The organism is Micromonospora sp. NPDC005806, assembly GCF_042871425.1.
Classification (GTDB): Bacteria; Actinomycetota; Actinomycetes; order Mycobacteriales; family Micromonosporaceae; genus Micromonospora.
Genome location: NZ_JBIAIL010000021.1, coordinates 84,963 through 111,960 on the forward strand (window position 1 = coordinate 84,963; position 26,998 = coordinate 111,960).

At 69.8% G+C, this 26,998-nt stretch carries 24 protein-coding genes; all 24 read right to left on the reverse strand.

Going from position 1 to position 26,998, the window contains the following annotated elements; genetic code table 11:
- Positions 1–5 precede the first annotated feature (5 nt).
- A complete protein-coding gene (locus ACFYOS_RS21695) occupies positions 6–206 on the reverse strand; it encodes a hypothetical protein (protein WP_387144376.1) in 201 nt (66 codons plus the stop codon).
- Between the two features lie 2 nt (positions 207–208).
- On the reverse strand, positions 209–1,105 hold the full coding sequence (locus ACFYOS_RS21700) for a hypothetical protein (RefSeq protein ID WP_387144378.1): 897 nt from the start codon (positions 1,103–1,105) through the stop codon (positions 209–211).
- Complete coding sequence (locus ACFYOS_RS21705) at positions 1,105–1,614, reverse strand: phage tail protein (RefSeq protein ID WP_387144381.1); 510 nt, start codon at positions 1,612–1,614, stop codon at positions 1,105–1,107. The genes ACFYOS_RS21700 and ACFYOS_RS21705 overlap by 1 nt, the downstream gene beginning before the upstream one ends.
- Positions 1,615–1,660: 46 nt before the next feature.
- Positions 1,661–2,224: a phage tail protein gene (locus tag ACFYOS_RS21710; RefSeq protein WP_387144384.1), complete on the reverse strand. Its 564-nt coding sequence runs from the start codon at positions 2,222–2,224 to the stop codon at positions 1,661–1,663.
- Positions 2,221–4,581 (reverse strand): phage tail sheath C-terminal domain-containing protein, encoded by a 2,361-nt coding sequence (locus tag ACFYOS_RS21715; protein ID WP_387144386.1) that lies wholly within the window; start codon positions 4,579–4,581, stop codon positions 2,221–2,223. The genes ACFYOS_RS21710 and ACFYOS_RS21715 overlap by 4 nt, the downstream gene beginning before the upstream one ends.
- A 43-nt stretch (positions 4,582–4,624) precedes the next feature.
- Positions 4,625–6,670, reverse strand: coding sequence for a hypothetical protein (locus ACFYOS_RS21720; RefSeq protein ID WP_387144389.1), 2,046 nt, complete (start codon positions 6,668–6,670; stop codon positions 4,625–4,627).
- A 1,780-nt stretch (positions 6,671–8,450) separates the two neighbouring features.
- Positions 8,451–9,110 carry a 3-oxoacid CoA-transferase subunit B gene (locus ACFYOS_RS21725; protein WP_387144489.1) on the reverse strand — a complete coding sequence of 220 codons (660 nt, stop codon included), beginning with the start codon at positions 9,108–9,110 and terminating at the stop codon, positions 8,451–8,453.
- A 5-nt stretch (positions 9,111–9,115) separates the two neighbouring features.
- Positions 9,116–9,814 carry a 3-oxoacid CoA-transferase subunit A gene (locus ACFYOS_RS21730; RefSeq protein ID WP_387144393.1) on the reverse strand — a complete coding sequence of 233 codons (699 nt, stop codon included), beginning with the start codon at positions 9,812–9,814 and terminating at the stop codon, positions 9,116–9,118.
- 3 nt (positions 9,815–9,817) lie between these two features.
- Positions 9,818–11,008 (reverse strand): thiolase family protein, encoded by a 1,191-nt coding sequence (locus tag ACFYOS_RS21735; protein ID WP_387144396.1) that lies wholly within the window; start codon positions 11,006–11,008, stop codon positions 9,818–9,820.
- A 3-nt stretch (positions 11,009–11,011) separates the two neighbouring features.
- Positions 11,012–11,905, reverse strand: coding sequence for an intradiol ring-cleavage dioxygenase (locus tag ACFYOS_RS21740; RefSeq protein ID WP_387144399.1), 894 nt, complete (start codon positions 11,903–11,905; stop codon positions 11,012–11,014).
- On the reverse strand, positions 11,902–12,963 hold the full coding sequence (locus ACFYOS_RS21745; RefSeq protein WP_387144402.1) for a maleylacetate reductase: 1,062 nt from the start codon (positions 12,961–12,963) through the stop codon (positions 11,902–11,904). The genes ACFYOS_RS21740 and ACFYOS_RS21745 overlap by 4 nt, the downstream gene beginning before the upstream one ends.
- The gene (locus tag ACFYOS_RS21750; protein ID WP_387144404.1) at positions 12,960–14,762 is read right to left on the reverse strand and encodes an FAD-dependent oxidoreductase; all 1,803 of its coding nucleotides are present in this window, start codon (positions 14,760–14,762) and stop codon (positions 12,960–12,962) included. The genes ACFYOS_RS21745 and ACFYOS_RS21750 overlap by 4 nt, the downstream gene beginning before the upstream one ends.
- Positions 14,763–14,895: 133 nt before the next feature.
- Positions 14,896–15,855, reverse strand: a complete 960-nt coding sequence (locus ACFYOS_RS21755) for a helix-turn-helix domain-containing protein (RefSeq protein ID WP_387144407.1) — start codon at positions 15,853–15,855, stop codon at positions 14,896–14,898.
- Between the two features lie 1,046 nt (positions 15,856–16,901).
- Positions 16,902–17,978: an Acg family FMN-binding oxidoreductase gene (locus ACFYOS_RS21760; protein ID WP_387144410.1), complete on the reverse strand. Its 1,077-nt coding sequence runs from the start codon at positions 17,976–17,978 to the stop codon at positions 16,902–16,904.
- A 387-nt stretch (positions 17,979–18,365) separates the two neighbouring features.
- Positions 18,366–19,808, reverse strand: a complete 1,443-nt coding sequence (locus tag ACFYOS_RS21765) for an aldehyde dehydrogenase (RefSeq protein WP_387144413.1) — start codon at positions 19,806–19,808, stop codon at positions 18,366–18,368.
- Positions 19,805–20,014 carry a tautomerase family protein gene (locus ACFYOS_RS21770; protein WP_387144415.1) on the reverse strand — a complete coding sequence of 70 codons (210 nt, stop codon included), beginning with the start codon at positions 20,012–20,014 and terminating at the stop codon, positions 19,805–19,807. The genes ACFYOS_RS21765 and ACFYOS_RS21770 overlap by 4 nt, the downstream gene beginning before the upstream one ends.
- A 5-nt stretch (positions 20,015–20,019) precedes the next feature.
- Positions 20,020–20,802 carry a 2-keto-4-pentenoate hydratase gene (locus ACFYOS_RS21775; RefSeq protein ID WP_387144418.1) on the reverse strand — a complete coding sequence of 261 codons (783 nt, stop codon included), beginning with the start codon at positions 20,800–20,802 and terminating at the stop codon, positions 20,020–20,022.
- Complete coding sequence (dmpG, locus tag ACFYOS_RS21780; protein WP_387144421.1) at positions 20,802–21,992, reverse strand: 4-hydroxy-2-oxovalerate aldolase; 1,191 nt, start codon at positions 21,990–21,992, stop codon at positions 20,802–20,804. Before dmpG ends, ACFYOS_RS21775 begins: the two co-directional genes overlap by 1 nt.
- Positions 21,946–22,941 carry an acetaldehyde dehydrogenase (acetylating) gene (locus ACFYOS_RS21785; RefSeq protein WP_387144424.1) on the reverse strand — a complete coding sequence of 332 codons (996 nt, stop codon included), beginning with the start codon at positions 22,939–22,941 and terminating at the stop codon, positions 21,946–21,948. Before ACFYOS_RS21785 ends, dmpG begins: the two co-directional genes overlap by 47 nt.
- On the reverse strand, positions 22,938–23,741 hold the full coding sequence (locus ACFYOS_RS21790; RefSeq protein ID WP_387144427.1) for a 2-keto-4-pentenoate hydratase: 804 nt from the start codon (positions 23,739–23,741) through the stop codon (positions 22,938–22,940). Before ACFYOS_RS21790 ends, ACFYOS_RS21785 begins: the two co-directional genes overlap by 4 nt.
- A 22-nt stretch (positions 23,742–23,763) precedes the next feature.
- Positions 23,764–24,732, reverse strand: coding sequence for a PDR/VanB family oxidoreductase (locus ACFYOS_RS21795; protein WP_387144430.1), 969 nt, complete (start codon positions 24,730–24,732; stop codon positions 23,764–23,766).
- On the reverse strand, positions 24,725–25,396 hold the full coding sequence (locus tag ACFYOS_RS21800) for an HAD-IA family hydrolase (protein WP_387144433.1): 672 nt from the start codon (positions 25,394–25,396) through the stop codon (positions 24,725–24,727). The genes ACFYOS_RS21795 and ACFYOS_RS21800 overlap by 8 nt, the downstream gene beginning before the upstream one ends.
- Positions 25,396–25,644, reverse strand: coding sequence for a hypothetical protein (locus tag ACFYOS_RS21805; protein ID WP_387144436.1), 249 nt, complete (start codon positions 25,642–25,644; stop codon positions 25,396–25,398). The genes ACFYOS_RS21800 and ACFYOS_RS21805 overlap by 1 nt, the downstream gene beginning before the upstream one ends.
- A 40-nt stretch (positions 25,645–25,684) precedes the next feature.
- A complete protein-coding gene (locus ACFYOS_RS21810) occupies positions 25,685–26,941 on the reverse strand; it encodes an aromatic ring-hydroxylating dioxygenase subunit alpha (protein WP_109966241.1) in 1,257 nt (418 codons plus the stop codon).
- Positions 26,942–26,998: the final 57 nt, after the last annotated feature.

Here is a 26,998-nt window from a genome sequence, read left to right on the forward strand (position 1 = left end):
TCACGTCAGTACCCACCCTCGGCCTCGGCGGCCTCGTGCCCGGCCAACTGGCGGGTGATGGCCGCGTTGTTCTTGGCGATCATGGTCACGATCAGGTCGCCCAGGAAGGCGGCCGTCTTCGCCGGGTCGGCCGGCATCTTGCGCAGCTGCCAGCTCAGCTCGCGCTCCAGCTCGTGCAGCGGGATCCCGTAGCCGTGCTCGTCCACGCTCAGCCCCCTCCCACCACGGTCTCCAGCGGCGCCCCGGTCAGCTGCGCGCGCAGCAGGCCGAGATAGCCCCAGCGGCGGCCCCGGGGCAGGCCGAGGATCTCCTCCTCTGACCAGCCGTAGTGGTAGGCCAGGCAGTGCGTCTCCAGCAGCAACCGGTCCCCGCCCGCGCGCAGCTCGCGGGCCAGCACCACCAGCGGGTCGAGGGTGGCCTCCATCAGCGCGCCGCAGCTGGGGCAGGGCACCTGCACGTGCCGCACCGGGCCTGCGGGCAGCTCGGCCAGGGCCAGCAGGATCGCCGCGCGCTCCGGCGCCGGGCGGGCCGACCAGTCCTCCGCGGTGGTGCGGGGCAGCAGCCGGGCCAGCAGCGCCGCGGTGCGCGATTCGGGCGGCCCCGCGACGGCGGCCAGCGCCTCGTCGTCCGCTCCGGTGGGGGCGCGCAGCTGCACGGGTTCGGCGCCGGGCACCGCCACGGTGAACCACTCCGGCTCCGGGCCGGTGTCGTCGGCCAGCAGGTCGTCGAGGGCGAGGTCGACGTCGGCCTGCTCGCGGCAGGCCGGGTTGGCGCAGCGCAGCACCAGGGCCAGCCGGTCGCCGAGCACGGCCCGGCGCAGGCCGTAGGCCAGCTGGTCGGCGTCCCCCCGGGTCAGCGAGGCCACCGCCGCCGCGTCGGGCGCGGCGTGCGCGCCGATCCGATCCACCGAACCGGCCAGCAGCCCGTGCCTCACCGCCGGGCGCAGCCGCGCCCCGGGCACGCCGGCCGCGGCGCCCGCGTCGATGACCGCCTCCACCAGGGCCGCCTCCAGCCAGCCGTCCGGCGGCAGCAGGACGGCGTCGCGGTGCCGGGCGCCGTCGGCGTCGACCAGCCCGCGCGGCAGGGTGACCTCGAGGGCGGCCATCAGGCGCCGCCGAGCGGGATCCTGCTGACCCCCTCGTGCGCGACCGCGAGGGTCTCGATCAGCACCTCGTGCCCGTCGCCCATCAGGTCGCTGATCCAGTGGAACTGTGTGACGAAGCAGTGGAACAGCTTGTAGGCGCGCACCTCGGTACCGTCGAGGTCGAGGATGCGGACCTCGATGTCCTTGCGGAAGTCGGCCTCAGTCGAGCGCTTCGGCCGGGTCGGGTCGTGCGCGATGTCGATCAGCTTCTGCGCCCAGTCGAGGAAGGTCGCGTCGTCGGTGACCCCGCCCTCGAAGGTGACGTTGCCGTACTCGGCCCGGCCCGGCATCGACTCGTCGATGCTCGACAGCGAGTTGCCGGCCCGGAACTTGGTCACATGGACGCTGCCCTCAAGCGCCGACATCTTGCGGCAGGCGGCCACCTCGACACCGCCCATGACGATCCGGAAGTTGAAGTTGCGCAGCGGGTCTCGTTTGGTTCCCGAGTAGCGCATCGCCTTGGTGGCCATCGGACTTTCTCCTCGTTCGGGGGCGGCGGACGGTGGCGGGGGGCGGTCAGGCGATCATGACGTCGCCCGGCGGGGTCGGGAAGTCACCCACGGAGCGCGGCGGGGCGACCGGCGGGGCGGGCGCCTCCTCGGACTTCCAGCCCTCGTGGACGAGTTCGACCAGCAGCAGGCCGACCTCGTGCGACATCGCGTCGAGCTGGGGCAGTGCCTGGAACCGGCTCACCCAGGCGTTGTAGACGTGGTAGCGCAGCCTCCGGTCGCTGTGCGGGTCGCTGGCCTCGATCACGACGTCCTGCTTGACCGGGGAGCCGGGTGCGGGCACGCCGGTGTCGAGGAAGTCGGTGCAGGCGGTGGCCCACCGGGCGAGGGTGTCGTCGAGCGCGAGCCCCTGCTCCAGCGTGATCGGCTCCCAGGTCACGCGGTCTGGCTGGGCGTACCGGTGCAGGCTGTTGCCGCCCTCCCAAATCTCGTACGGCTGGACGGCCCGGGTCAGCCCGGACACCCGCCGCACCCCCGCGGTGGGCGTGCTCGACCCGCCCACCGACACCGTGAACTGGTAGGTGCGCAGCGGGTCCCGCGGACTCACCCGACCGGGCGCGACGACGCTCATGACGCGGTCATCGTCTTCTGGCTGACCTGCACCACGACGAACTCGGCGGGCTTCAGCGGCGCGAAGGCCACCTGAGCGGTGACGATGCCCTGGTCGATCAGCTCCTGCGGGTTGGTCTCCGCGTCGCACTTCACGACGAACGCCTCGGCCGGGGTGACACCCTGGAACGCGCCCTGGCGGTGCAGGCCGAGCATGAAGGCCTCGATGTTGCCCCGGATCCGGCCCCACAGTTCGACGTCGTTGGGCTCGAAGACCACCCACTGCAGGCCCCGGCGCAGCGACTCCAGCAAAAACAGCGCGGTGCGCCGCACCGGCACGTAGCGCCACTCAGGGTCCGACGAGAGCGTCCGGCTGCCCCAGGTGACGATGCCCGCGCCCGGCCGCTGCCGGATGCAGTTCAGCCCGATCGGGTTGAGCAGGTCCTGGTCGGCGTCCAGCAGCCGGTGCTGCAGGTCGAGCGTGTTCGGCACGCTCGCCTCCAGCCCCGCCGGCGCCTTCCACACCCCGCGGGTGCGGTCGGTGCGCGCGATCACCCCGGCCACGTGCCCGGACGGCGGCACGAACCGGGTCGGCGCCCGGCCGACGCCCAGCGGGTCGGGCACCTCCAGCCACGGGTAGTACATCGCCGCGTTGTCGCTGCGCCGCGGCAGGCCGTCGACCAGGCGCGCGACGTCGCCGGTGTCGAGGGCGAACCGGCGGTCCTCGCTGCCCGCCCCGTCGGCGACGTAGAACAGGTTGCGCGCCTCCGCGTAGTCCATCGCGACGCCGAGGAACGCCGGATCGGTGCGGCCGGGCAGCACAAGCAGCTGGACGTCGACGTCGTCGAACGCGCGCAGCCCGGTCCGGGCACCGGGCTCCACCGCGCCGGCGAGGTCGACCGAGGTCACCGCCTTGGTGCCGTCCGAGCCGCCACGCAGCCGCAGCGGGGTGGTGCCGGTGGCCGCCGGCAGCAGGTCGGGCGACAGCGGCGACGACTCGGTCAGGCCAGCCGCCCGGGTGCGCCCGAACAGCTGCGGCAGCAGCGCGCGCTGCCCGGGCACCGGGGCCTCGCTGAGCACGATCTCGGTCAGCGCCAGGTCGTCGACCACCGTGCCGGCGGCGCCCCGGCGGGTGCTGACCTCCCACGGGTTGCCGGCGTCCAGCGAGACCGCCAGCCGGGTCCCCTCGGCCCGCGGGGCCGACGTGGCGACCACCAGCGAGCGCCCCGCGGCGCTCACCGCGACCAGGTCGTCGAGGTTCGCGGTGACGACGGCCGCCCGCAGCGCCGTGGCCAGCTCGGCGACCGGGGTGGCGTCCATCGCGCTGACGTCGAGCGTCACCTCGTCGGCGTCGCCGTCGGCCGCGTCGCTGACCCGCAGGATCAGGGTCGTCGAACCGCTCAGGTCGAACTCCTCCGCGTTCCCGGTGGGCCGGGCCACCAGGTAGGCGTTCGTTGCCACCGGGGCGGCCAGCGTCACCGGGCCGTGCGGGTCGGTCGGGTTCGTCACCACGAGGGCGCCGGTGGCCGTGTCGAGCAGGGTGGCGAGCTGGCCGGTCGTCAGCCGGGCGACCCCGGCGGTGATCGACCCGCCCGCGCCGGTCACCGCGGTCGGGCTGAACGTCACCGTGCTGGTCGCGCCGACGCCGTCCGGACCGCTCCAGCGCACGGTGAAGGCACGCCCGGCGGGTACCCGGAACACCGGGGTCCCGACGTCGTCGCCCGGGTCGAGGGTGGCCAGCGTCGGCGCCCGGTCGGGCAGCGGCGGCGCGGTACGCGGGTCGGCATCCAGGAAGCCGGTGCGGAACCGGTCCTCCACCGTGATGTAGCGCGAGGAGTCGGCGACCACGTCGACCACGTAGTCGGGGCTCTCGGGGTCGAGCACGAGGTTGTCGTAGCGCTCCACGGTGCGCCCGCGGCCGCCCTCCACCCACTCGACCTCGAGCCGGAACCCGCGGTCGGCACCCGCGGTGGCCGGCGCCACGTGCACCCGCAGGTTGTCGGCCCAGGCACCGTTGCCGCGCGCCCGCACCTGGAGCACCGCGCGGTCGTCGCCCCAGAAGTCGTCGCTGCGGGCGAGGACGTTGTCGCTGGTACCGCCGATCGCGTCGCCCGGCAGCACCCGCACCACGAAGGCCCGGCTGCCGCCCGCGGCGAAGAACGCTTCGACTGCATGGGCCAGGTGGCCCGCCGCGCCGCGCGCGTGCCCGCCGAAGGAGCGCGCGAAGTCGGCGAACCCGCGCACGAAGACCGGGATCCCGGGCACGCCGCGGGTCGACTCGCCGCAGAACGCCGCGGTCGCGGTGCCCACCGCCTGGATCGGCTTGATGCCGCTGTCGACGATCTCGGCGTAGACACCTGGGTGCAGTCGCTCGGCCATGGGTTCCTCCTGCGGGCCGCCACCGGCGGCCGACGGGTGCCGGTCAGTCCGGCAGGGCGGATGGGGTCGATGGGGTGGGCGGGGGTGGTGCGGCGAGGGCGGGTGCCGCGGGCGGCGCCTGCGGGTCGGAGGTGGGGCGCAGCGCCCGGGAGGGCACGAACTCGCCGAACACCTGCGGGGTGCCGGGCACCCGGCGGCCGCCGAGCCCGGCCTCGGAGCCGTCCAGCACCTGCAGGTCGAGGTACTCGACCAGGCGCGCGCTGGCGCCCGCGCCCTCCGGCTCGACGAACCCGGACACGGTGTGCTCCAGGGTGATCCGAGTCATGTGCGAGGCAAGGTCGTCCCGCCGCCGGACGGCGGTCTGCTGGCTGAACACCAGGCGCGAGCAGACCATCGTGTCGTGCCGGGGCCAGGTGCCGGCCACCGGACGGTCGAGGTGCAGCGTGTCGCCCTCCACCCGCACGACCGTCGCCGTGAACGGGGTCCCGCGGGGCGCGAACCCGTCGTCGGAGCGGGTCAGCGTGACCGGGTCGCCGGGCCGCCAGCGGTCGGCCCCGGCGGCCGACGCACGCAGCCGGTGGTCGAGCGGTCCGGCCGGGCGGCCGTGCACCTGCACGTGGCCAAGCGTCACCGGCCGCGCGCCTGCGCCGCCGAGGTGCAGCTCCATGTCGTCGCCGCCGGCCGCCGGATGCGGGTCGGGCAGGGCGGCGCCAAGCAAGCCGGCACCGTCAGCGTAGACGCCGGCCCGGCCGGCGACCGCGTCGACGAGGGCGTGCACCTCGACCCCGGCCTCGACACGGGCCGCCGGAACCCGGACGCCGACCGCGGGCAGGTCGACCCCGTCACCGGTGCGCGCGGTGACCCGCACCTCGCAGTCGAGGCCGGCCGCTCCGCCGTTGGCGGGGGCGGCCACCCACGTGGCGCTCAGCCCTAGAACCGTGTCGCCGCCGCGCACGAGGGCGACCAGCGGGCGGGTTTCGCCGTTCGCGGCCCCGGGCGAAGTGGTCAGCCTGGTCGACATTGCCCAGCCGGTGCCGCCGGGCGGCAGCGCCAGCGGGTCGGGCACGGCCGGGGGCTGCAGAAACGGCAGCGTCGCCGACGCGGCCGCGGGCAGCACCAGCCCACCCACCGTGGCGGCCGCGCCACCGGCGAGCGCGGGCCCGCGGCCGGTGCACCGGTCGGCGAAGCCCGCGGGCGGTTCGAGCTGGAGCAACGTGGAGCGGGCGGGCGCCTCGCCGCCGCGTTGCAGGGTGATCTCCGCCGCACCGTCCATCACGTCGGCGGCGGGCAGCCCGGGGCGAAGGATCAGCTGGCAGCGGGTCGGGGTGACCCGCGCCCACGTCTCCACCAGCAGCGCGAGGTGCCGCTGCGACCCTGCCCAGACGTCGAGCCGCAGGTCGAATGCCATCGCGATCGGGCCGGGGATGCGGTGGCGAACGAGGTGGCCCTCGGGGACTAGCGCGTCGCCGTCCAGGCCGAGGCCCGTGGCCTGCGGCGACGGCGCCGCGAGCCGAACCCGTGACGGCGGCGCCGTCGACTCCTCGCCCACCGGCACCGGCCCCCAGCGACCGGAGGCGACAACGAAGCGTCGGTTGGCGTCGTCCCAGCGCACGGTCGTGCGGCCGAGCTCGGCCAGCCGGACGGGGTCGGTCACCGGCCCGCCGTGGTCCTGCCCGGCACCGGCATGCACGGTACCTGCGAGCGCAGCCTGAATCCGGGCCGCGGCGACGGTGGCCCGCTCGGCGTCGATCACCTGTCCTGTGTCAGCGCCGTGGTCCACCGGGACGTCGAGCGTGACGTCGTCGTCAAGCTCCAGGTGCAGCGGCCCGGCCGCAGGGAGCGCAGCTCCGGCAGGCAACGCCCGCCCGGCCAGATAGCCCGGGGTACGCACGATGAGCACTGCCTCGCGAGGGACATCCCGCTCTGGCTCGAGCCGATACGACAACGGCCCGAGTACAGATGCGTAGGGCAGGCGGGGCGGCCGGTAGAGCGCGTCCGCAAGGCCGTGACCGGCGAGCAGCGGCAGCGCGTCGACGCGCAGCGCGCAGCGCGCCCGCCACAACACAGCGTCGACGATCTCCGCAGTCATGGCACCCACCGTCTCATCGATGCTGCATGGACACCGTTGCCGGCAACAGTGGAAGACCAGAACCCGGAGTTGGCTCGCGGCGTTGAACATCTCGAACGAGCGTGAACCGCGCCAATTCCCCCATTGCCCACCTCCGCCGAGAGAAAGCATTGAGCATCGTCGAGCCTATTGCAGCGTGACGTTGCTAGGTCAGTGGCAAGTCGGGAACAAGACACGGCGACCTGTCCTGCCGCCACTTTTGACGCTTGAAGCTTGCCCAAATTCTAAGAAACGTCATGTCAGGTGGCTTAAGCGACACGGCTCCGTCATGTCTGGGGGATTGTCCATGATGGAGTTTGTGAGCGATTGTGGTAGGACGCGCTCGTTTTGGTGGTAACGGGCGCGGGCACGGCGTCCAGTGATCATGAGGTTGCTGAAGCCTGTGATCTGTGGAGGTTGCCGTGCCCGCTGTGCCATCGTCCCTGACCGATGAGCGGATCGCCGCGGCGGTCGGACAGGGTAGTGCGGGGTTGTTGGAGCGGCTGGCTGGGGTGCCGGATCCCCGCTCGCCGCGGGGGCGGCGGCACCCACTGGTGGCGCTGCTCGACGAGTGGCGGCTACCGAATGATCAGGTCAACGTGCAGAAGCTTGCCGTGCAGGTCGGCCGGGACGGCTACCGACTCCTCACGGCGGTCGCCGACCGGCGGGCCCCTGAATGGCTGCCTGAGGTTCCCGCCGCCGATGTGCTGAGCCAGGTGTGGATCAGCAGTTTACCGTTGGCGAGTCCGGGCGGGGGTGATCTGGCGGGAGGGCCTGCACCGACTCCCGCCGGGCAGAATCAGGATCATCTCGCCGTACGACACAGATGCCCGCTACAGAGCCGTGGGGGTTCGTGTCGGACGATCGACACGAACCGATACCCAACGCGGACTGCGCCTTGTCGGCGCCATCCCGCTCAGCTGATTGTGAGCCTACTCGGGCGCGTGGGGCTCCGCCTTGGTCATACGTCGCCCGGACTGCTGCTGTGACGTGGGTAGGGCTTCGGACTGGTCAGGTCCAGGCGTGATCGAGGGTCAACGCCAGCCGCCTGGTCCACTGCTCGGCGGTGCCCGCAATTCCCGGGGCACTCGTCGGTGAAGTTGGTCCAGTCGACCTGCCAGGACGGCACGGTCTCGGCCGTGAAGGTGTCGGCTTCGGCGCCGAGTTCCGGTCGCATGAGCTGGCGGACGAGGGCTTGGTCGAGGGTGGTGTGTTCGGCGAGCAGGACGCCCTCCTTGCGGGCACATGTCGGTGGCCAGCCACAGCAGCTTCCAGGCCAGCGCCAGCCGGGCGGGCGCAGCCAGTAACGGGTCGTCGACGGCAGGCAGGATCAGCACCTCTGCTGGGAGGGGGAACTGTGCACCGAAGACGATGTCGATCTGTACGTGGCCTTCCGGTGCCTCCCGTGTGCTGAACGGATGACGAGGCGGCGTCCGTCAGCGCGTTCGTATGTCCAGATGGCGGACTCGGTGATCAGCCGCGCCGCCGTGGCACTGCTTGGTGGTCCGAGATGCGCGTGGCCGGCTTCGGCGGCGGGATCCCGCTCTGCAACGCCCTCGCCGTGCTCTATTCGCGGGCGGAGATCTCCTGATTGGTCTCAGCGAGCCGGAGGCCGCATCCACGGCGTGGACGAGAGCGTCTCCGTCGACGACTGCGCCGGCTCAGCGTCGCGGAGGCGCACTTCCTGCGCAAACTACTCTCAGGCCAAGCCTGGGGGCACATCGCTCCCAGATCAACGTAATCGATCATCGCTGCGTGCCGGTCACTGGCCTCCTTCATTCGTGCGGTCCAGCAGCGGTACCTCGAGAAGACCCGTCAGCTCGTCGAATGTGCAGTCGAACAGCTCGCGTACGGCAACCGCCTCGTCCTCGATGAGGAACACCGCGAGGTCGGTGTAGACGCGGCTGACGCACCTCACACCGGTCAGCGGGTAGGTACATTCCGGCACCAGCTTCGGAATCCCGTCCCGCGACAGCAGATTCATCATCACGAACGTCTCCTTGGCCCCGATGGCAAGGTCCATCGCGCCGCCGACGGCCGGGATGTCGTCGGAGCCGCCGGTGTGCCAGTTCGCGAGGTCACCGCGGGCCGACACCTGGTAAGCGCCGAGGACACAGACGTCCAGGTGGCCGCCGCGCATCATGGCGAAGGAGTCGGCGTGGTGGAAGTATGAGGCGCCGGGCAGTTCGGTCACGGGAATCTTGCCGGCGTTGACGAGGTCGAGGTCGATCGCGTTCCCATGCGCCTCGGGCCCCATGCCAAGCATGCCGTTTTCCGTGTGCAGCACGACTCCGCTGCCCGGGGACAGGTGGTTGCTGATCCGGGTCGGAAGCCCGATGCCGAGGTTCACGAAGGCTCCGCGCGGGATGTCGCGCGCGACGCGGGCGGCGAGCTCGTCCTTGCCGAGTCCGCGGCGGTTCACACCGGTCACTGACCCGCTCCGATCGGCTCAGGCAGCCGCACGGGCGCCGGCACGCGGACGATACGGTCGACATAGATGCATGGCGTGACGATGATCTCCGAGTCGAGCGCACCGGCCGGCACCACCTCCCCGACCTGCACGATGGTCGTCGTCGCGGCCGCCGCCATGATCGGGCCGAAGTTGCGGGCGGTCTTGCGGTAGACCAGGTTGCCCAGTTCGTCGGCTCGGTGCGCCTTCACGAGGGCGTAGTCCGCGCGCAGCGGGTACTCCAGCACGTAGTGCCGTCCATCGATCTCCCGGGTCTCCTTGCCGTCGGCCAAGGATGTCCCGTAGCCGGTGGGCGTGTAGAAGGCTCCGATGCCGGCACCCGCGGCGCGAATGCGCTCGGCAAGATTGCCCTGGGGAACGAGCTCCAGCTCGATCTCGCCGGCCCGATACTTCTGGTCAAAGTGCCAGGAGTCCCGCTGGCGGGGGAAGGAGCAAACGATCTTACGAACGCGGCCCGCGCCGATCAGCGCCGCCAGGCCCACGTCGCCGTTTCCGGCGTTGTTGTTCACCACGGTGAGGTCCGTGGCGCCCGACGCGATGAGCGCCTCAACGAGTTCGACCGGCTGACCGGCAGTGCCGAATCCGCCGATCATCACCGTGGCGCCGTCGGGGATCCCCGCCACCGCCTCGGTCGGCTTGTCCAGGATGCTGACCACGGCTCAGGTATCCAGATTCTCGAGGACCACTGCGAGCCCCTGCCCGACACCGATACAGATCGCGGCCACCCCCCACCGCTTGCCCGCCGCCTGCAGCGAGCGGGCGAGCGTGCCGAGCACGCGGGTCCCGGATGCACCCAACGGGTGGCCGATGGCGATGGCGCCGCCGTGTGCGTTGACGATGCCGGGGTCGACGCCCCAGGCATTGATGCACGCCACGGTCTGGGCGGCGAACGCCTCATTCAGCTCGACCGCACCCACGTCACTCCAGCCGATGCCGGCGCGCCTGAGCGCCGTGTTGGCGGCCTCCACCGGCGCGAACCCGAAGTACTGCGGGTCGTTTGCGGCAGCCCCGCGGCCGGCGATGCGCGCCAGCGGCGGCCGACCGACGATCTCTTCGGCGGATGGGCTGCCCAGCAGGACGGCGGACGCGCCGTCGTTGAGGGGAGAGGAGTTGCCTGCGGTCACGGTGCCGTCCTGCTTGCGGAACGCCGGTTTGAGCGCGGCGAGCTTCGCCAGGCTGGTGTCGGGCCGGATGGACTCGTCGCGGGCAAGGTCCACGCCGGGCACGCCGACGACGAGGCCGTCGTAGAACCCTTCCTCCCAGGCCCGGGCAGCCGCTTGGTGCGAGCGCAGTGCGAAGGCATCCTGCGATTCGCGGCTCACCTGCTGACGTATCGCAAGCAGCTCGGTGGCCTCGCCATTGGGGACCGTCCATTCCAGATTCATCCGCGGGTTCACCAGCCGCCAGCCCAGGGTGGTAGACACCAGCGTCGCGTCGCCGGCCGGGTACGCCTTCTCCGGCTTGGGTAGCACCCAGGGCGCCCGGCTCATTGACTCCACACCCCCGACCAGCACCACGTCCGCCTCGCCGATGGCGATCTGCCGGGAGGCGACGATGGCGGCGTCCAGGCTGGAGCCGCACAGTCGGTTGACCGTCGTGGCCGGCACCGACGTCGGTAGGCCGGCCAGCAGGCCGGCCATCCGGGCGACGTTGCGGTTGTCCTCCCCCGCACCGTTGGCGTTGCCGAGGACGATCTCGTCGACGCGGTCCGGTTCCAGTGCCGGTGCCCGTTCGACCAGCGTCCGCAGCACGTGCGCCGCCAGGTCGTCCGGCCGCACACCGGCCAGCGCACCGCCGTACTTCCCGAAGGGGGTGCGTACGGCGTCGTACAGGTACACGTCGGTGGGCATGGGTCAGCCCTCCTCGCGAGCTGCGGCCGCGGGGGCGAGAACGATGTCGAACCGCACCCGTGACCACGCGCGGTCTCTTAGGTCACGGCCATCGGGGGTGGGGGTGCCGGCCGGCTGGGGCTCGAAGTCCATGACCAGCGAGTCCCGTACTCCGAAGACGCTGTCGCGGTCCAGCAGCTCGTCCCCGCGGACGAAGATGTGTGTCACCAGGGTCCTGAATCCCTCCGCCTGGACCATGAAGTGCAGGTGCGAGGCCCGCATGGGGGACCGGCCGGTGGCGGCCAACAGCCGGCCGACCGGGCCGTCGTGCGGGATCGGGTACGGCGTCGGGGCGATCCCCCAGAAGCGGTAGCTCCCGTCCGCGCCGCTGTACAGGTGGCCACGGGCGGCGACCCGGTCGTCGCCGTACTGGACGTCGTAGAAGCCGTCCTCGTCGGCCTCCCAGACCTCGATGCGCGCATGGGGCACCGGGTTGCCGTGCGTGTCGGTGACCGTGCCTTCGACCCAGCACGGTTGCCCGGACGCTCCGGCTCCGATGTCACCGCCGAGCTCGATCTCCGGCGAGCCGTCGACGAAGAACGGGCCGAACACCGTCGCCTCGGTGGCGTTGCGGTACGCCTCGTTGTTGAGGGTGATGGTTTGCATCGAGGCGCCCAGGACGTCGGAGAGCAGGATGAACTCCTGACGCCGGTCGTCGGTGATGTGCCCGGCGGCGGTGAGGAACTCGATGGCGCGCTGCCACTCCTGCTCGGTCAGCCGCACCTCCCGCAGAAAGGCGTGCAGGTGCCGGGTGAGCGCCTGCATCAGCTCCTTGAGCCGCGGATCCGGCGTGTCGTCGAACGACGCGGCCACCCGTTCGACGAGCTGTGACTCGCGGTTCTGCTGTTCCAGACTCATCGTGGCTCCCCTCCGTCCCATGCTCGGCGTAGCAAGTCCTCGACGTTGGCGCGGGTGACCGGCGTCGGGTTGTTCGGCGGTACGGCCGCCAGGACAGCGTCGACGGCAGCCGGGATGTCGGTCACGCGCAGCCCGTAGTCCCGCAGGGCGCGAGGCGCCCCCAGCTGCTCCCGCAGGCGCTGCAACCCGTCCAGGGCGGACGTCTCACCGAAGGCCGCCGCCATCCGCTGCTCGCTGTCGGGGACCGACGGTGCGTTGAGCGCGAGGACGTACGGCAGCACCACGGCGTGGGTCTGCGCGTGCGGGAGGTTGTACATCCCGCCGAGCACGTGGCAGATCTTGTGGTGCAGTCCGGAGCCGGCCGAGGCGAACGCCACGGCGGCGAGGTAGGCGCCGTACAGCGTCTGCTCGCGCCCGTCGATGCCCTGTGGATCGCGCACGACCTCGGGGAGTCCCTGGCGAAGGGCGCGGATGCCCGCCAGCGCGAGCGCCTGGTCGATCGGGTCAACCCGCGGCGCCCACATTGAGTCGACACAGTGCGCCAGCGCGTTCAACCCGGAGGCGACGCTCAGCGGCACCGGCAGGGACAGCATGAGGCTGGCGTCGTAGACGACGGACCGCGGCAGCACGCGGGCGTCGACCCCAGTGGTCTTGCGGCCGCCTTCGGTCAGCCCCCAGACGTTGGTGGCCTCCGAGCCCGCGTACGTCGTGGGAACGGCGACGATGGGCAGCCCGGTGGTCAGCGCCACCGCCTTGGCCAGACCGGTGGTGGAGCCGCCCCCGATGCTCACGACGACGTCGACGTCGCGCTTCTCGGCTGCCATGCGGGCTCGCTCGGCAACGTCGGTAGGCACGTGCATCACCACCTCGGTGTGGCGCACCGCGGCCGGCAGGGCGGCCACCACCGGGTCGGCCAGCGCGCTGTCGGCCTCTGCGGCGATCACCATCGGGCGAGCGGCGCCGAGCCGACCCACCTCCTCGGCCACGTGAGCCGCAGCCTCGTACGACGCGAACACCACTCGCTGCGGCAGTGTCTCGTGGGTGAAGCTGACTCTCACGCCGCACCACCCCGGCCGAGGATCGCCGACATCGCCTCGTGCAGCGCCCGCTCTGGATCGGCGGGCAGCCGCATCGACCGCCAGCCGATGTGCTTGTCCGGGCGCACCAGAAGCACGCCGTCCTCCTCGACCTCCCGCACCCGCGCCCAGTCGTAGTACAGGTCGGTCACCAGACGCCCGGGGCCGATCACCACGGCCTCGAGCGGCACGCCGAGTTCCTGGCCGACCTTCTCGGCAGCTGTCACCCACGGCTCCCCCGCGATGCCGGTCAACAGCGTGAACCGGGTCATCGGCGCCAGGTCGAGCGTGGAAATCTTGTGCCGGGCGTCGCCCACCCAGACATGCGGCAGCCGGGATCCCGGGACGGTGGAGGGCTCGTAGTACAGCTCCGCGTCCCGGCTCGGCTCCGGCCGCCGGGTGCCGTCGAAGATCACCGCGTTGGACTGGTAGAACTGCCCCAGCTCGACGCCGTGGGCGTTGAACTCGTACTGCTTCAGCTCCATGGCCGACACCAACGCAGCCCGCTTGGCGGCCCCCTCGGGAGTGTTGGCTTTGCGCTCGTCGATGCGCGCGGCCATCTCGGCCTCGTCCTTGGCGTCGAGCAGGCCCAGCACCTCGAAGAACTGGACGAACTCGCGGCTGGACTTGTTCGCGCGCTGAACGATCTGCTTGGCCACCGGAGCCCGTTCCGCCGAGTAGGTCTCCAGCAGCGAAGGCGTGGCCTGGCCACGGAGGACGGCTGCCAGCTTCCAGGCGAGGTTGTAGGAGTCCTGGATCGAGGTGTTCGACCCCAGTCCGTTGCTCGGCGGGTGGCGGTGGATCGCGTCCCCGGCGCAGAACACCCGCCCCGACTGCAGCTGCGTCGCGTACATCTCATTGTTGCCCCACAACGACGTGCCGGTGATCTCCACGTCGATGTCCGGCAGCCCCAGCAGGTTGCGCACGATCTGGACGGCGGCGGCCTCATCGACGACCGGTGGGGGTTGGCTGATGTCGTAGCCCCACACGATGAGCCACTCGTTCCACGGCCGCACCATCCGCACCAGCCCGGCCCCGATCCCGCCGACGTTCGAACCGGGCTGGATCACCCAGTAGAGCACCGACGGCCGGTGCCCGACGTACGCCGAGATGTCGGCCTTGAAGGTGATGTTCATCGAGCCGGCGATGTCCATCGCACCCTCCATCGGAAGGCCGAGGTCGGCGGCAACCTTGGAGCGGGCGCCGTCGGCGCCGATGAGGTACTTGGCCCGGATGGTGTACTGCTCGCCGGTAAGGCGGTCCCGAACCTCGACGTCGACGCCATCGGAGTCTTGCCGGTGCCCCAGGTACTCGGCGGAGAACCGGGCCTGGGTGCCTCGCTGTACCGCGTTGCGCACCAGGATCGGTTCCAGGTAGGTCTGGGGAATGTCGACCGGCAGGCACGGTGACGCGAGCCGGTAGTCGGCCCGCCGGGCCGGATGCGTACCCCAGGTGAGGATCCGTCCGATCTCCTCGCCGGCGATGGAGGTGCAGAAAACGGTCTCGCCCATCAGCTCGTGCGGGGTGGCGTCGGCGAGCACCTGATCCTCGATGCCCAGGTCCCGGAAGATCTCCATCGCACGCTGGTTGGTGATGTGCGCCCGCGGCGTGTTGGCCGTCCAGCGATACTTCGTGATCATGATGTTCGGGATCCCCAGCGTGGACAGGAACAGGGCTGCTCCTGCCCCCGCAGGGCCCGAGCCGACGACCACGACGTCGGTCGTCACCATCGATCCCCGGGGAAGCTGCGTCTCCGCCATCCCGTCGCTGAACTCCACCATCGCTCACCCCACTCCACTGCTCGGCGTGTGGTCCGGGCCACTCGTGAGACCAGTGTGCTGCGGCGCTCCGCCGCCCCAGCAAGTGCGAGGCCGTAACACGGCGGAAATACGAAGCTGTGGCGGAATCAGATAACTAAGCGAGCCGGCGCGCCCGGGCCTGCCGACGCAGGTCCGTGGCGCGCATGCCGAAGCGCGCCCGGAATGCCTGCGAGAAGTGGGTAGCCGACCCGAAGCCGCAGCGAGCCGCGACCTCACGGACGGGAATCTGCGGCGAGGACGCAAGCAGCGCACGGGCACGTTCTAGCCGCCCCGCCAGCACGAACTGCGGAACAGTGACGCCGGTGGCGGCGAACGCCCGGGACAGGTGACGCTCGCTGATACCGATCCCGGCCGCGATCCGGGCAGCGGTCAGGCCGCTGTCGGTCAAATGATCTTCGATGAAGATACGCGCGTTCGCCAGATGCACCGTGCCGAGGACCGGACGGTTGCCTGCCATGCTCGCGAGCAGGTCGAGCGCGATTCGTTCGTCGACGGGCTCGCCTTCCTCGGGACGCAGGGCGCGGTCGATGAGCCTCGCGAACGTCCGTGCCTGCACATCACCCCCGGCGAAGTCGCGCACCAGGGGGGTGCTGAGCGAATCGAGGCCGGTCAGCTCCCGGAACAGCGGTCGCGGCACCTTGATCGCGAGTTCCTCCAAGCCACGCGAGAAGCCGCGCATGAAGGGACGATCTGCATCGCAGATCAGGACCTGTCCCGGTCGCAGGGTGAGCACGCCGTCGTTGTGGTAGAAGAACGCCTCCCCGACGAGCGTCAGGTAGACCGCGACCGCGTCCGCCGGATGCTTGCGGATCACCTCGGCCGGACGTTCGACGACATGGGCGTTGCCGCGGACGCGGGCCAGGTGCATCTGCTCGAGCTGGAGGTTGAGCTCGGTCCCGTCGAACGGCGCCTCACCCAGCGTGTGACACCGCAGGCCGATCAACGCCTGCGCGTTGTGGTCCTCCCACAACGCGATCCTCTGCGCATCCGGGAGCCCCACGGTGCTGAAGCTCACCGGCCGCGGGGCGGTCGCCAAACCCGTCGTCACCGTCACCCCCACTGTGTTTGGCCCACGATACTACGGCCATCAAAGTGTGATGAATAACACATCGCACACCTGGCGAAATGCATTTCGCCGCACATATTTAACGACGCCGCTGCGAAAACTATTTCAATCCAAGAGTGTTCGCCACGCATACAGTGTTCGTTATGTACGCGAGACTCTGCACGGGCGTTACGGGCGATCCCTGTGGCTGACCCTGCCCCTGCCGAAAACCTCATCCGGCCTGGTGGGAGCTGGTGTAGCGGGTGTCGGGAACCTTGACCCGCGTTGGTTGGGCTGCCCTCTCGGGCAGCTGCTGATCGCCATGATCCGGGACCGGGACGGAAAGTTCCCCGAGTTGTTCGACGGCGTCCTCCCGGACATGGGATCGAAGTCGTGCTCAGCGGCGTCCGGCTGCCGCGAATGAACTCCATCATGGAACGGTCGGGGCAGACCAGCCGCCGCGAGCTACTGGACCGCACCTTGATCTGGAACAACGGCACCGCCCACACCAGGGCATAGCCAACGCCCGCCCGCTGCCCCCGTTGCCCGCGCAGGTCACCGATCCAGACAAGATGGCCCACCTCAACATACGAGGACGCGAGCGCCTCGGCGGCATCCTCCACGAGTACGAGCATGCCGCGTGACCTGCGCGGACGAGGTTTTCGGCAAGGGCAAGGTCAGCCCATCGAGGTTCGCGCCTTGGTCCGGTAGCCGATATGTCCGTCCCGGCGGCCCCACGATTGCGTTGCTGAACCGGTCAGCGAACGCGCCGTACACGGGTGTTCCGGGCAGCGTCGCGGATCGTCTGCGCCCGCGCCCAAGCCAGGAACCCGCCGCCAGGGGTTCTTCGCCGACGAGAGGATCTAATCCAGACGTGGATCCACGGCAAGACCCCGAGGGTCCACCGCCGTTGTCGCCGTGCGAAAGCCGGGCACGATCGTGGCCGAGCTCTTCGACGGCGCGGCCACCAGCGACGCCACGACATCCAAGGCGGCGTCGCGAACCGCGGCGCGATGCGCGTCGCATCCGTCTTGTCCCCCGCGCCAACGCCGCGGTCATGTCCTCAGGGAGTCAACGTTGCGCCGGTAGCTGTAGTACGGGGTTGACCCTCGACCCACTCGCACCGCCATCTGCACCTTCTCGTCGCCAGCGACGCCGAGCAGCCGGTTGAACTCACCTTGGAGGTCTTCGTTCTCCGGGTACTCCTGCAGCACCTGGCTGTAAGGGTGCAGGTACAACCCGAGCTTGGCGGCGGCGAGGCTGAGCAAGGCGTACGCGCGGCCTGCCCGGATCCAGTCCGCCTGAATGTTGGTTGCGGTCTTGAGCAGGAGCAGCCCTTGCGCACTGGCCAGGCCGCGGCGAAACTCCTTGAGATACGCGTCGATGGAGCGGCGGTTGTGCCAGCGTTTGGGGTCGCCGCGCCTCAGATACCACTCGAGCACCGGCACGCGGAGTCCCGTGATGCCGGTCTGGGGCAGGCTGAGCCCATCTCTCTTCGCGGCCCGTTCGCGCTCGTTGAACCGGAACCAGATCCGCGTCTCCTCGAACACGCGGCGGACTTCGCACTCGATGACCTGGGCACGCTCGAAGATCGCAAGAAGCCGATTCATCGGCTCGCGATCGCTGATGCTCACGAACTGTACGGGCTGATCCGCGACCGACTTCGCCAACTCCGCGAGATCCTCGGCTGAGACCGGGGTCTCGTCGAAGGGGCGACGGTTGGTCTGCCGTCGGTGAATGAAGCCGGCGAGTTCGTCCACCGGCCTGCCAGGCTGGTGGGTCAGTGCGATGCGAGCGACGGGCTTACGACCGACCTCTTCCAGTCCATACGGGCCGTCGGGAAAATCGTCGACTGCCGTGTGGTAGCCCATCGTACTTGCGCCCACCGCGAGCGTTTCGATGAAGCAGCCGCAGCCGAGGTGAACCTGCCGAGTCGGAGGATCGGTCGCCGGAAGCAGCCGAGTCTCGTCCACGTAGAGCAGGGTCTCCGTGTCGGATAGGTTGCGCAGTTTCCACGCCTGGGTATTGTGCGGGCTCGGGGCGTTGGAACCATAGGCGATGGCTTGATCGATGGGCGCAATAGATGCGTCCACGGCGGGACGTTTGGCACGGCTTTCTCTCTCAAGATCCATTGGTTGCCTCCATACGCCTGCGCTCACACCGGATGCACCCGCCCAGACGTCTCATTTACCCGGATCGGCCGCCGATACGCCAGACCAGAACAGCCAACAGCGCCATGACGGACGCCCCGTGCAGGAGCCTGAGGATCAAGGCCACGCGGTCCGCCATGGCAACGGCGAGCCTTGGCGGCTCGCACCGGCATCCGCCCCGCCACCTCGCAGATCAGCGTGGCGACGGCCGCATCCGCGACGTGAGGTTGTCAGCCGTACGTGGCCGGTGGAGCCGACGGCCTCGAGGTTCCACCGCTTGTCGAAGGCATACATGCGGGCAATGAGCACCCGGCATCCGTATACCGCGCATGAACGCGATCGGCCTCGGCGCGCATCGCAGTGGTGCCTTTACCGGTCGATCTGCATGACGATCGCCTTGGGTTCTGTGAAGAACTCGCGGCTGAAGTTGCCGCCTTCGCGGCCGACTCCGCTGTCGCCGACGCCGCCGAATGGTGTGCGCAGGTCGCGGATGAAGAAGCAGTTCACCCAGACCGTTCCGGCCCTGAGCCGCGATGCCACGCGGTGTGCCCGCGAGAGGTTCTCGGTGAACAGCATGGCGTTGAGGCCGTAGCGGGTGTCGTTGGCGAGGCTGATGGACTCCTCCTCCGACTCGAACCGGTTGACGACGCAGACCGGACCGAAGATCTCCTCGCGGTATGCGGGGGCGTTCAGCGGCAGGTCGGTGACGATGGTCGGCCGTACCAGCCAGCGGCCGTCGGGGTCGACGCCCCCTGTGAGCACCTTGCCGCCATACAGGCCGATACCGTCGACGTACGACGCCACCTTGTCAAAGTGCTTCTTGCTCGCCAGGCTGGAGAACTTCGTGGTCGGGTCGAAAGGGTCGCCGATCGTCAGCGCCTCGGCGGCGGCGACGAACCGCTCCATGAACTCGTCATAGATGCGGGAACCTACGAAGAGCCGGGAGCCGGCCAGGCAGATCTGGCCGGAATTGCGGAAAATCGCCTCCACCGCCCAATGCACGGCGTTGTCGATATCGGCGTCATCGAAGACGATGTTGGCCCCCTTGCCGCCGAGCTCAAGGGATACGGGCGCGACGTGGGCGGCGGCCGACGCCATCACGTGCCTGCCCGTCGCCGAGGATCCGGTGAATGTCACCCGGTCGACCCGGTCGTCGGCTACCAGCGACGAGCCGGCGGGCGTGCCGTGTCCGTTGACGACGTTGATGACGCCGGGAGGAAGGCCCGCCTCCGTGGCGAGCCTGCCGAGCATCGTGACAGATGCTGGCGTGTCCTCGGAGGGCTTGATGATGCAGGTGTTGCCCCAGGCGATTGCCGGGGCGACCTTCCAGCTCGCCATCATCAGCGGGAAGTTCCAGGGACTGACGGCGGCTACGACGCCTGCCGGTCCGTACTCGCTGTAGGTGTGGTGCCCCGAGTCCATCGGGTACACCTCGCCGCAGTGGTCGCGCTGATGGTCGGCGAAGAAGCGGAAGTTCCACACCGAACGGCCGACGTCGTGCCTGGCCTGGGCGAAGGGCTTGCCCATGTTGCGGGTATCGAGGGTGGCGAGCTCGGCTGCCCGGTCAGCCATCAGGTCGGCCAGGCGGTGGATGGCGGCCGCCCGCTCGGCACGCCCCAGGCGCGGCCAGGGGCCTTCGTCGAAGGCGCGACGGGAGCTCGCGACGGCGCGCGCGGCGTCCTCCGGTCCGCCCTCGGCGGCTTCGGCCCACACCTCCTGGGTCCAGGGGTTCCACACTTCGAAGGTGGCGCCGTCTACGGACGGCACCTCCTCCCCGTCGATGACGTGGCCGAAGAACTGTCGCTCGCTCATGACGTGCCTCCCTGCTTCTGCTTTCGTTCGGCGATGGTCACGTCGCCGGCAGCCCAGTGCGTGTCCGGCACTTCACGGACGACGACGCGGACGCTTTCGAGCGGGGCATCGATCGCCGAGCAGGCGGCTGTCGTCAGGCTGCTGATCAGGGCGCGCAACTGGTGGGCGGTTCGGCCCTCGGTCAGGGTCACCTCGATGAGCGGCATCGTGCTCACACTCCCCCGTTGATGAAGATCGAGCCCAGGTTGGTGAAATGGACGGCGACCGAAGATCCGGGCAGTGCCGGTACGGCGTCCGTCATCCCACCGGTCAGGACGATCCAGCCGGGCTCCAGGGCATGGCCACGCCGGGCCAGCTCGTTCGCCGCCAGGGCAAGGGCCTCTCCTGGGTGACCCTGCACTGCGGCCCCGGTCGCGGAGTCGACGATGACCCCGTTCACCTCCACCAGGGCCGCCTCAAGGGTGAGGTCGATCCCCGCAGGGGGCAGCCCCACGGGACCGGCGACGAAGACACCTGAGGAAGCGTTGTCGGCAGCCACGTCGCCGGCCTTGAACCGGAAGTTCCGGTAGCGGCTGTCGATGATCTCGGCTCCGCCCCACACCGAGTCGACGGCCGCCATCGCCGTGGCACAACTGACTCCCGGGCCACTCAGTCGGTCCCGCATGACGAACACGATCTCGGGCTCGATCCGGGGATGGATCAACCGCGACTGCGGCACCGGCTCGCCCGCCGGAAGCAGCATCGCATCGGTCAGCCACGCGACGAAGGGGACGTGTACGCCCATGCGTTCCTGCTTGGCCTTGCTGGTCAGGCCGAGCTTCACGCCCACCAGGGTCTCGCCTCGTGCCAGTCTGGCCTGGAGGTTCAGGTCCTGAATCTCATAACCGGTGTCGAGGTCGAGCTCGCGCCACTCGTCGGTGAACGGGGGCCGGTCGACCCGCTCGTCCTCGCAGCGGAGCAGCTCGGCCGCGACCGATGCGACATCCCAGGCCATCAGCGCACCCCCGCCGCAGCGAGGTCTCCGAGCTGTTGCTCCTCCGACAATTGGACCGCGATGTCGATGATCATGTCCTCCTGGCCGCCGACGTAGCCGAACTCGCCGACGCGCTGCAGGATCGCGTGCGCAGGCACGCCGTACCGCTCGGCCGCTCGCTCAGCGTGCAGCAGGAACGACGAGTAGACGCCTGCGTAGCCCTGGGTGATCGAGGCCCGGTCCATCCAGGGCAGCCGGGGAATGAAGGGACGCACGACCTCCTCGGCAGCTGACAGCACCTTCCCGAGGTCGACACCCGTGCGGATGCCCATGCGTTCGAAGGTCGCGGCGAGCACCTCTGTGGGTGAGTTGCCCGCTCCGGCGCCGAGGGCGCACAGGGCACCGTCGATTTGCCTGGCGCCTGCCTGATAGGCCAGGACCGAGTTGGCGATCCCCAGGCTCAAGTTCTGGTGACCGTGGAAGCCCACCTGGGCGCCGTCGCGGCTGACCTCGTCGATCACCGCCTGGATCCGCTCCTGGGCATCGGAGAGCACCAGCGCGCCTGCGGAGTCGACGACGTACACGCACTCGGCGCCGGCATCGACCATGATCCGGGCGTTCTGGGCGAGCACCTGGGGCGACGCCCGGTGCGCCAGCATCAGGAAGCCGACGGTCTCCATGCCGAGGCTGCGAGCCTCCGCGAAGTGCTGGATGGATACGTCAGCCTCGGTGCAGTGCGTGGCGATCCGCGCAACCGACGCACCCGCCGCGTGCGCCCGCTTGAGATGCTTCACCGTGGCCAGCCCGGGCAGCATGAGTACGGCGATCTTCGCCCGGGTGGCCTCGTCCACAGCAGCGGCGATCAGGTCGAACTCATCCACCAGGCTGAACCCGTAGTTGAAGCTGGAGCCTCCGAGTCCGTCACCGTGGCTCACCTCGATCACCTGGACGCCGGCGCGGTCCAGCGCGGAGACCACGCCGCGTACCTGCTCTTCGGTGAACTGATGACTCATGGCGTGCGAACCATCACGCAGCGTGGAATCGGTGATGCGCAGATCCGTCGGTCCGCCCGCGGAGGTCGCGTGCGCGAGCACCTCGCTCTCGGTGACGTCGCGGCCGACGACCGGTGCATCCTCCGGTCGGATACTCATGTCGCCCATGCGCTCAAACCCCTGCTCTTTCGGGTGCGGATGCGTCGGCGGGTTGCTCACCGAGCTCCGAGGTGGACTTCCACGACGTCGCGATGCCGAGCCGATGGGCGACCAGGAGGTCACCGACGCGGGCCGCCGCCGCGGTGATGATGTCGAGGTTTCCGGCGTAGTCGGGAAGGTAGTCGCCGCCGCCTTTGACCTCGATGGGGATGAAGACTCGTGCCTGTCCGCGCCAGGTCGACCGGGCGGGGTCGAACTGGGGGTCGGACCGCAGGTGATAGCCGGATACGTATTCCTGGACGGTGCGCACCATCGCGTGGATCGACTCGAGGATCCGGTCCTGGAGTGCCCCCGGCTCACCCGCCTCCTCGGGGATCGCGCAGAAGACCGAGTTGCGCATCATCAGCGGCGGCTCGACAGGGTTGAGGATGATGATCGCCTTGCCCTGCTCCGCGCCCCCGATAACCTCCACCGCGGCGGCCGTGGTCTCGGTGAACTCGTCGATGTTGGCCCGGGTCCCCGGACCGGCCGAGCGGCTCGAGACCGAGGCCACGATCTCGGCGTAAGGCACCGGGACGACGGAGGACACCGCGCGTACCATCGGCACGGTCGCCTGGCCCCCGCAGGTGATCATGTTGACGTTCGGCGCGTCCAGGTTGAAGGACAGGTTCACCGGCGGACAGAGGTAGGGACCGACGGCTGCCGGAGTGAGGTCGACGGCCAGGATGCCTGCCTCTGCGTACCGTGGCGCGTTGGCCTGGTGGGCCCTCGCCGAGGTGGCCTCGAAGACGATGTCGGGGAGCTCGTCCTGGGACAGCAGCCAGTCGACCCCCTCGGCGCTGGCCTCCAGCCCGAGCCGCTTGGCCCGCGCGAGCCCGTCGGAGGTGGGGTCGACCCCGACCATGAAGCGGGGTTCGATGATCGTGCTGCGGCGCATCAGCTTGAACATCAGATCCGTACCGATGTTTCCCGGTCCGACGATCGCCGCCGTCGCCTTGGTCTTGCTCATCGTGTGTCCTCTCGGCTTCCGGCGAAGCGGGCGGTGACCGAGCCCAGGCCAGCGAAGGTGGCAGTGAACGTGTCGCCCGGGTCGACCGGAACCATGGCGCACACCGAACCCGGCAGCACCACATGACCCGCCTCGAGCGTGACGCCGCGGGCGCCGACGGTGTTGGCCAGCCAGACCAGGGATGTCAACGGGGAGCCGAGCACCGCGCCGCCTGCGCCGGTGCCGACCACGGCGCCGTTGCGCGTCATGACGGCGCCCGCGAGGCGCAGATCCACCTCGCTGAGCGGCGTCGGGGTGGACCCGAGCACCAGCGCCCCGGAGCTCGCGTTGTCGGCGATGGTGTCCGCCAGACCGATCTTCCAGTCCGCGATCCGGCTGTCGACGATCTCGAGGGCAGGCAGCACGAAGTCCACGGCGGCGATTGCTTCCTGGACGGTCACACCCGGTCCGCGGAGCGGGTGCTTGAGGACGAAGGCCACCTCCGGCTCGATGCGGGGCTGCAGGAACCGGTCGAGCGGAATGGGCGCGTGCTCGAGGAAGAAGAAGTTGTCCAGGAGATGGCCGTAGTCCGGCTCGTGCACCCCCAGCATCCGCTGCATCGCGGCGCTGGTCAGGCCGACCTTGTGACCCTTGACAGTCCGTCCCGAAGCGAGCCATTGCTCGACCTGGAGGAGCTGGATCGCATACGCGTCCTCGACCCCGAGGTCGTCGTGCGTGCCGGTCAGCGGCGCGATCGGCTTCCCGGTCGCGTAGGCCTCGATCAGCAATCGGGCAGCCGCTGACTTCAACTGCTGGTCCATCAGTGGTCTCCTCGCTTCCTGGTCACAGCTCGAGCTCGAGTCGCGGGCAGGTCGGGCGCGAAACGCAGATGAGCATCCGGTCCATGGCCGCCTTCTCCTTCTTGGTCAGCACGAGGTCGCGATGATCGACGGTGCCTGAGCGGACCGGGGTGATGCACGACCCGCAGATGCCGTCACGGCAGTCGTTCTCGACCTCGACACCCAGTGCGAGCACGACCTCGAGGATGTTCGCCTCCGGTGCCAGCCGGAGCGTGTGCCCGGACCTGGTGAGGACCAGCTCGTAGTTGTCGGCGTCGAGCGCCGCGGGCTCGGTCGACTCGACCCCGGCACGGCTGAACAGCTCGAACCGGAGGATGTCCTGGTCGACACCCTGGATCTTTTCGGCTGCGCTCTGGACGGCCTGGAGCAGCCCCAGGGGTCCGCATACGTAGACCAGGCCACCCTCGGGGAGCTCCTTGACGAGCTGCTCGAGGTCCGGCCGGCCGTCGGTGTCCTCGGCGAGGACGGTGACCCGGTCACCGAGACCTGCCAGACGTGAGCGGAACGCCATGGAACCGGACGTCCGGCCACCGTAGGTCAGGTGGAAGGGGTGACCGTCGCGGTGCAGCCGCTCGGCCATCGCCATGATCGGGGTGATCCCGACCCCGCCGGCGACCAGTGCGTGGTAGGGCGCTTCCTCGAGGACGAAGCTGTTCTTCGGCCGGGTCACCAGCAACCGGTCGCCCACGCGCAACTCGTCGTGCACGAAGCTTGACCCGCCCCGGCTCTCCGGCTCGCGAAGCACCGCGATCTGCCAGGAGGACAGGTCGTCCGGGTCGCCACACAGGGAGTACTGCCGGGTGCTGCCGTCCGGGACGTAGACGTCGATGTGGGCGCCCGGCTCCCACGCGGGCAGCGGGTCGTCGCTCTCGATCCGCGTCAGCCGGACCGACACCACTCCCTCGGCCTCCCAGGTCATCTGGGCGACCCGGAGCTCGCGCTGCTCAACCATCTCCGCCCTCCTCCATTCCCGGCAGACCCAGGAGCTTGCGGACCTCGGCGTACGAAGCATCGGGATTGGCGACGTCGAACCACACTGACGGGATGCCCAGCGCTTCGGCCCCCCGGATGTTGGTGGCCTGGTCGTCGAGGAAGACCATGTCGGCGAAGGCGACCCCGAGTCGCTGGGAGAGCAGTTCGTAGAGCCGCGGTGCGGGCTTGAGGTGCCCCTCGATCGACCCGTCGACGACCACGTCCACGTCACCGACAATCTCGATCTTCTCGATCCAGTCCTCGGAGTGGAACGCCCGCAGGTCGTTGGTGAGGATCCCGACCGGGATGCCTGCGGCCCGGGCATCGCGGACCAGGGCCCGCGCCTGCTCCCGCACCAGCGCAGGCCGAGCAGGCTCATACAGATGGGCCATCATCGCGCGTATCTCCGGCTCGTGCCCGCCCGACTCGTGCCACTGCGCCGCGCGCGTGGCCCAGTAGGCGCGCTCGGTGATCCGCCCCGCCTGTAGGTCCTCCCAGGCCGGATCCGGCTGCTCCGCCGTGGCCAGCGGGCCACGTTGATGGAGCAACGCGTACGCAGGCGTCCCCGATTCGACGGCGGCCAGCTCGAAGGGAGTCAGCAGCACCGGGCCACCGAAGTCCAGCACGAGAGCGTGGCCTGTCATCAGTGCTCCGACTCCTCAATGACGGCGCGGTCGAAGAGCACCACGTTGCCGGTCCACCGGCACTCGGCACACCAGGTGAGGAAGACCCGGTCCTCCCCGCTCCACCACTCCGAGGTCAGGCCGCGCTCCAGCGACGCGGAGCAGCGCGGACAGAACTTCGGCCTGTCCAGGAGGTGGTGGGCGGCGTCGGAGGCGAACCAGTCGCCCGGTGGCGGCAGGCGATGCGGGTCGGGAGGCAGCGCGGGCATCGGCCCGTGATGGGCCGCTCGCCGTGCTTCCTCATCGAGGTCACGCACCGGACCCGACCTTCTCGCGTGCGGCTGCCGCGTCTCGATGAAGTGCGAGCAGCTGTTCACGGATCGGGCTGTAGCGCATCGAACCGCCGTTGATCCACTGGTCGGTGAACGCGGTCCCGGCGCCGAACTTGTCCTTCTCGCACGGCAGCTCGATGATCTCGTGCTTCTCGCGCACCACCCCGGGCGGGTCCTCGCCGTCCTCGACCGCGGCCATCGCTTCCTTGAACATCTTGCGCAGCATCGCCACTCCCTGGTCGGAGCGTCCGAGGTGCTCCTGTGAGCGGTCGGTGATGGCGCCCTGGGAGACCCAGGCCATCACGTCCTGGCCCTCGACGTAGTCGGTGATGAACTCGCCGTTCTCGTCACGGAACGGATACTCGTAGACCACGGGACGTTCCTGCTTCTCCCACACCCCGCCCTCGGGGTGATGGACGGAGTAGAACAGCTTCCAGGTCGTGGTGTCGTCGATGGGCACCCGGATCTGCATCTGGTCGATCCACATCCCGCCGACCCGCATGCCGTAGGGGAACATCAGCGGGTGGCCGATGGCCCAGTCGTCGTTCTCCTCGGTGTGTCCCTCGAGGACGCGGCGCTTGATGATGCCGTACTCGAACTCGTCGAAGGCTACTTTGATGTGCTTCTTCTGGAACGACTTCGGGGCATCGAAGCCCTGGGTCTGGCCGAGGAACTCGAAGTAGTAGCCGTGCAGCCACTCGACGTGGTGCGGGTCGACCGAGTTCTCCATGATCTGGAGCCAGTTGCACGGCAGTGTCGCCACGCCCACGTCACGGATCCCGTCGAGGACGTAGACATCGAACCGCGGCAACTCGGGCACCGGCGCGGGACCGACGTACACCCAGACCATGCCGCCCATCGTCTGCGCGACGCCGGCCTTGGCCTTGATCTTGTCCCGGAACGTGGTGTTGTCGTTCTCCGCGGGCTGCTCCACGCACTGCCCACTGAAGTCGTACTTCCAGCCGTGGTAGCCGCAGCGGATGCCGTCCTCGTGCACCACGCCGTAGGTCAGCGATGCACGCCGGTGCGGACAGGCCTCGCCGATGATCCCGTACCTTCCGGACGGGGTCTTGTAGAGCGTCCAGTTCTCGCCCAGCAGCCGCACCGTCTTACTGGGCTTGGTGTCGAAGTCCTGCTCGAACGCGATCGGGTACCAGTAGCGGCGCAGCAGCTCGCCCATCCGGGTGCCGGGACCGACCCGGGTCAGCTCTTCGTTCTGCTCGACAGTCAGCATGAATGTTCTCCTTCGCGCCTGGTGGTCTCAGGTGGTCTGGGTGGACTGGGGAGAGCG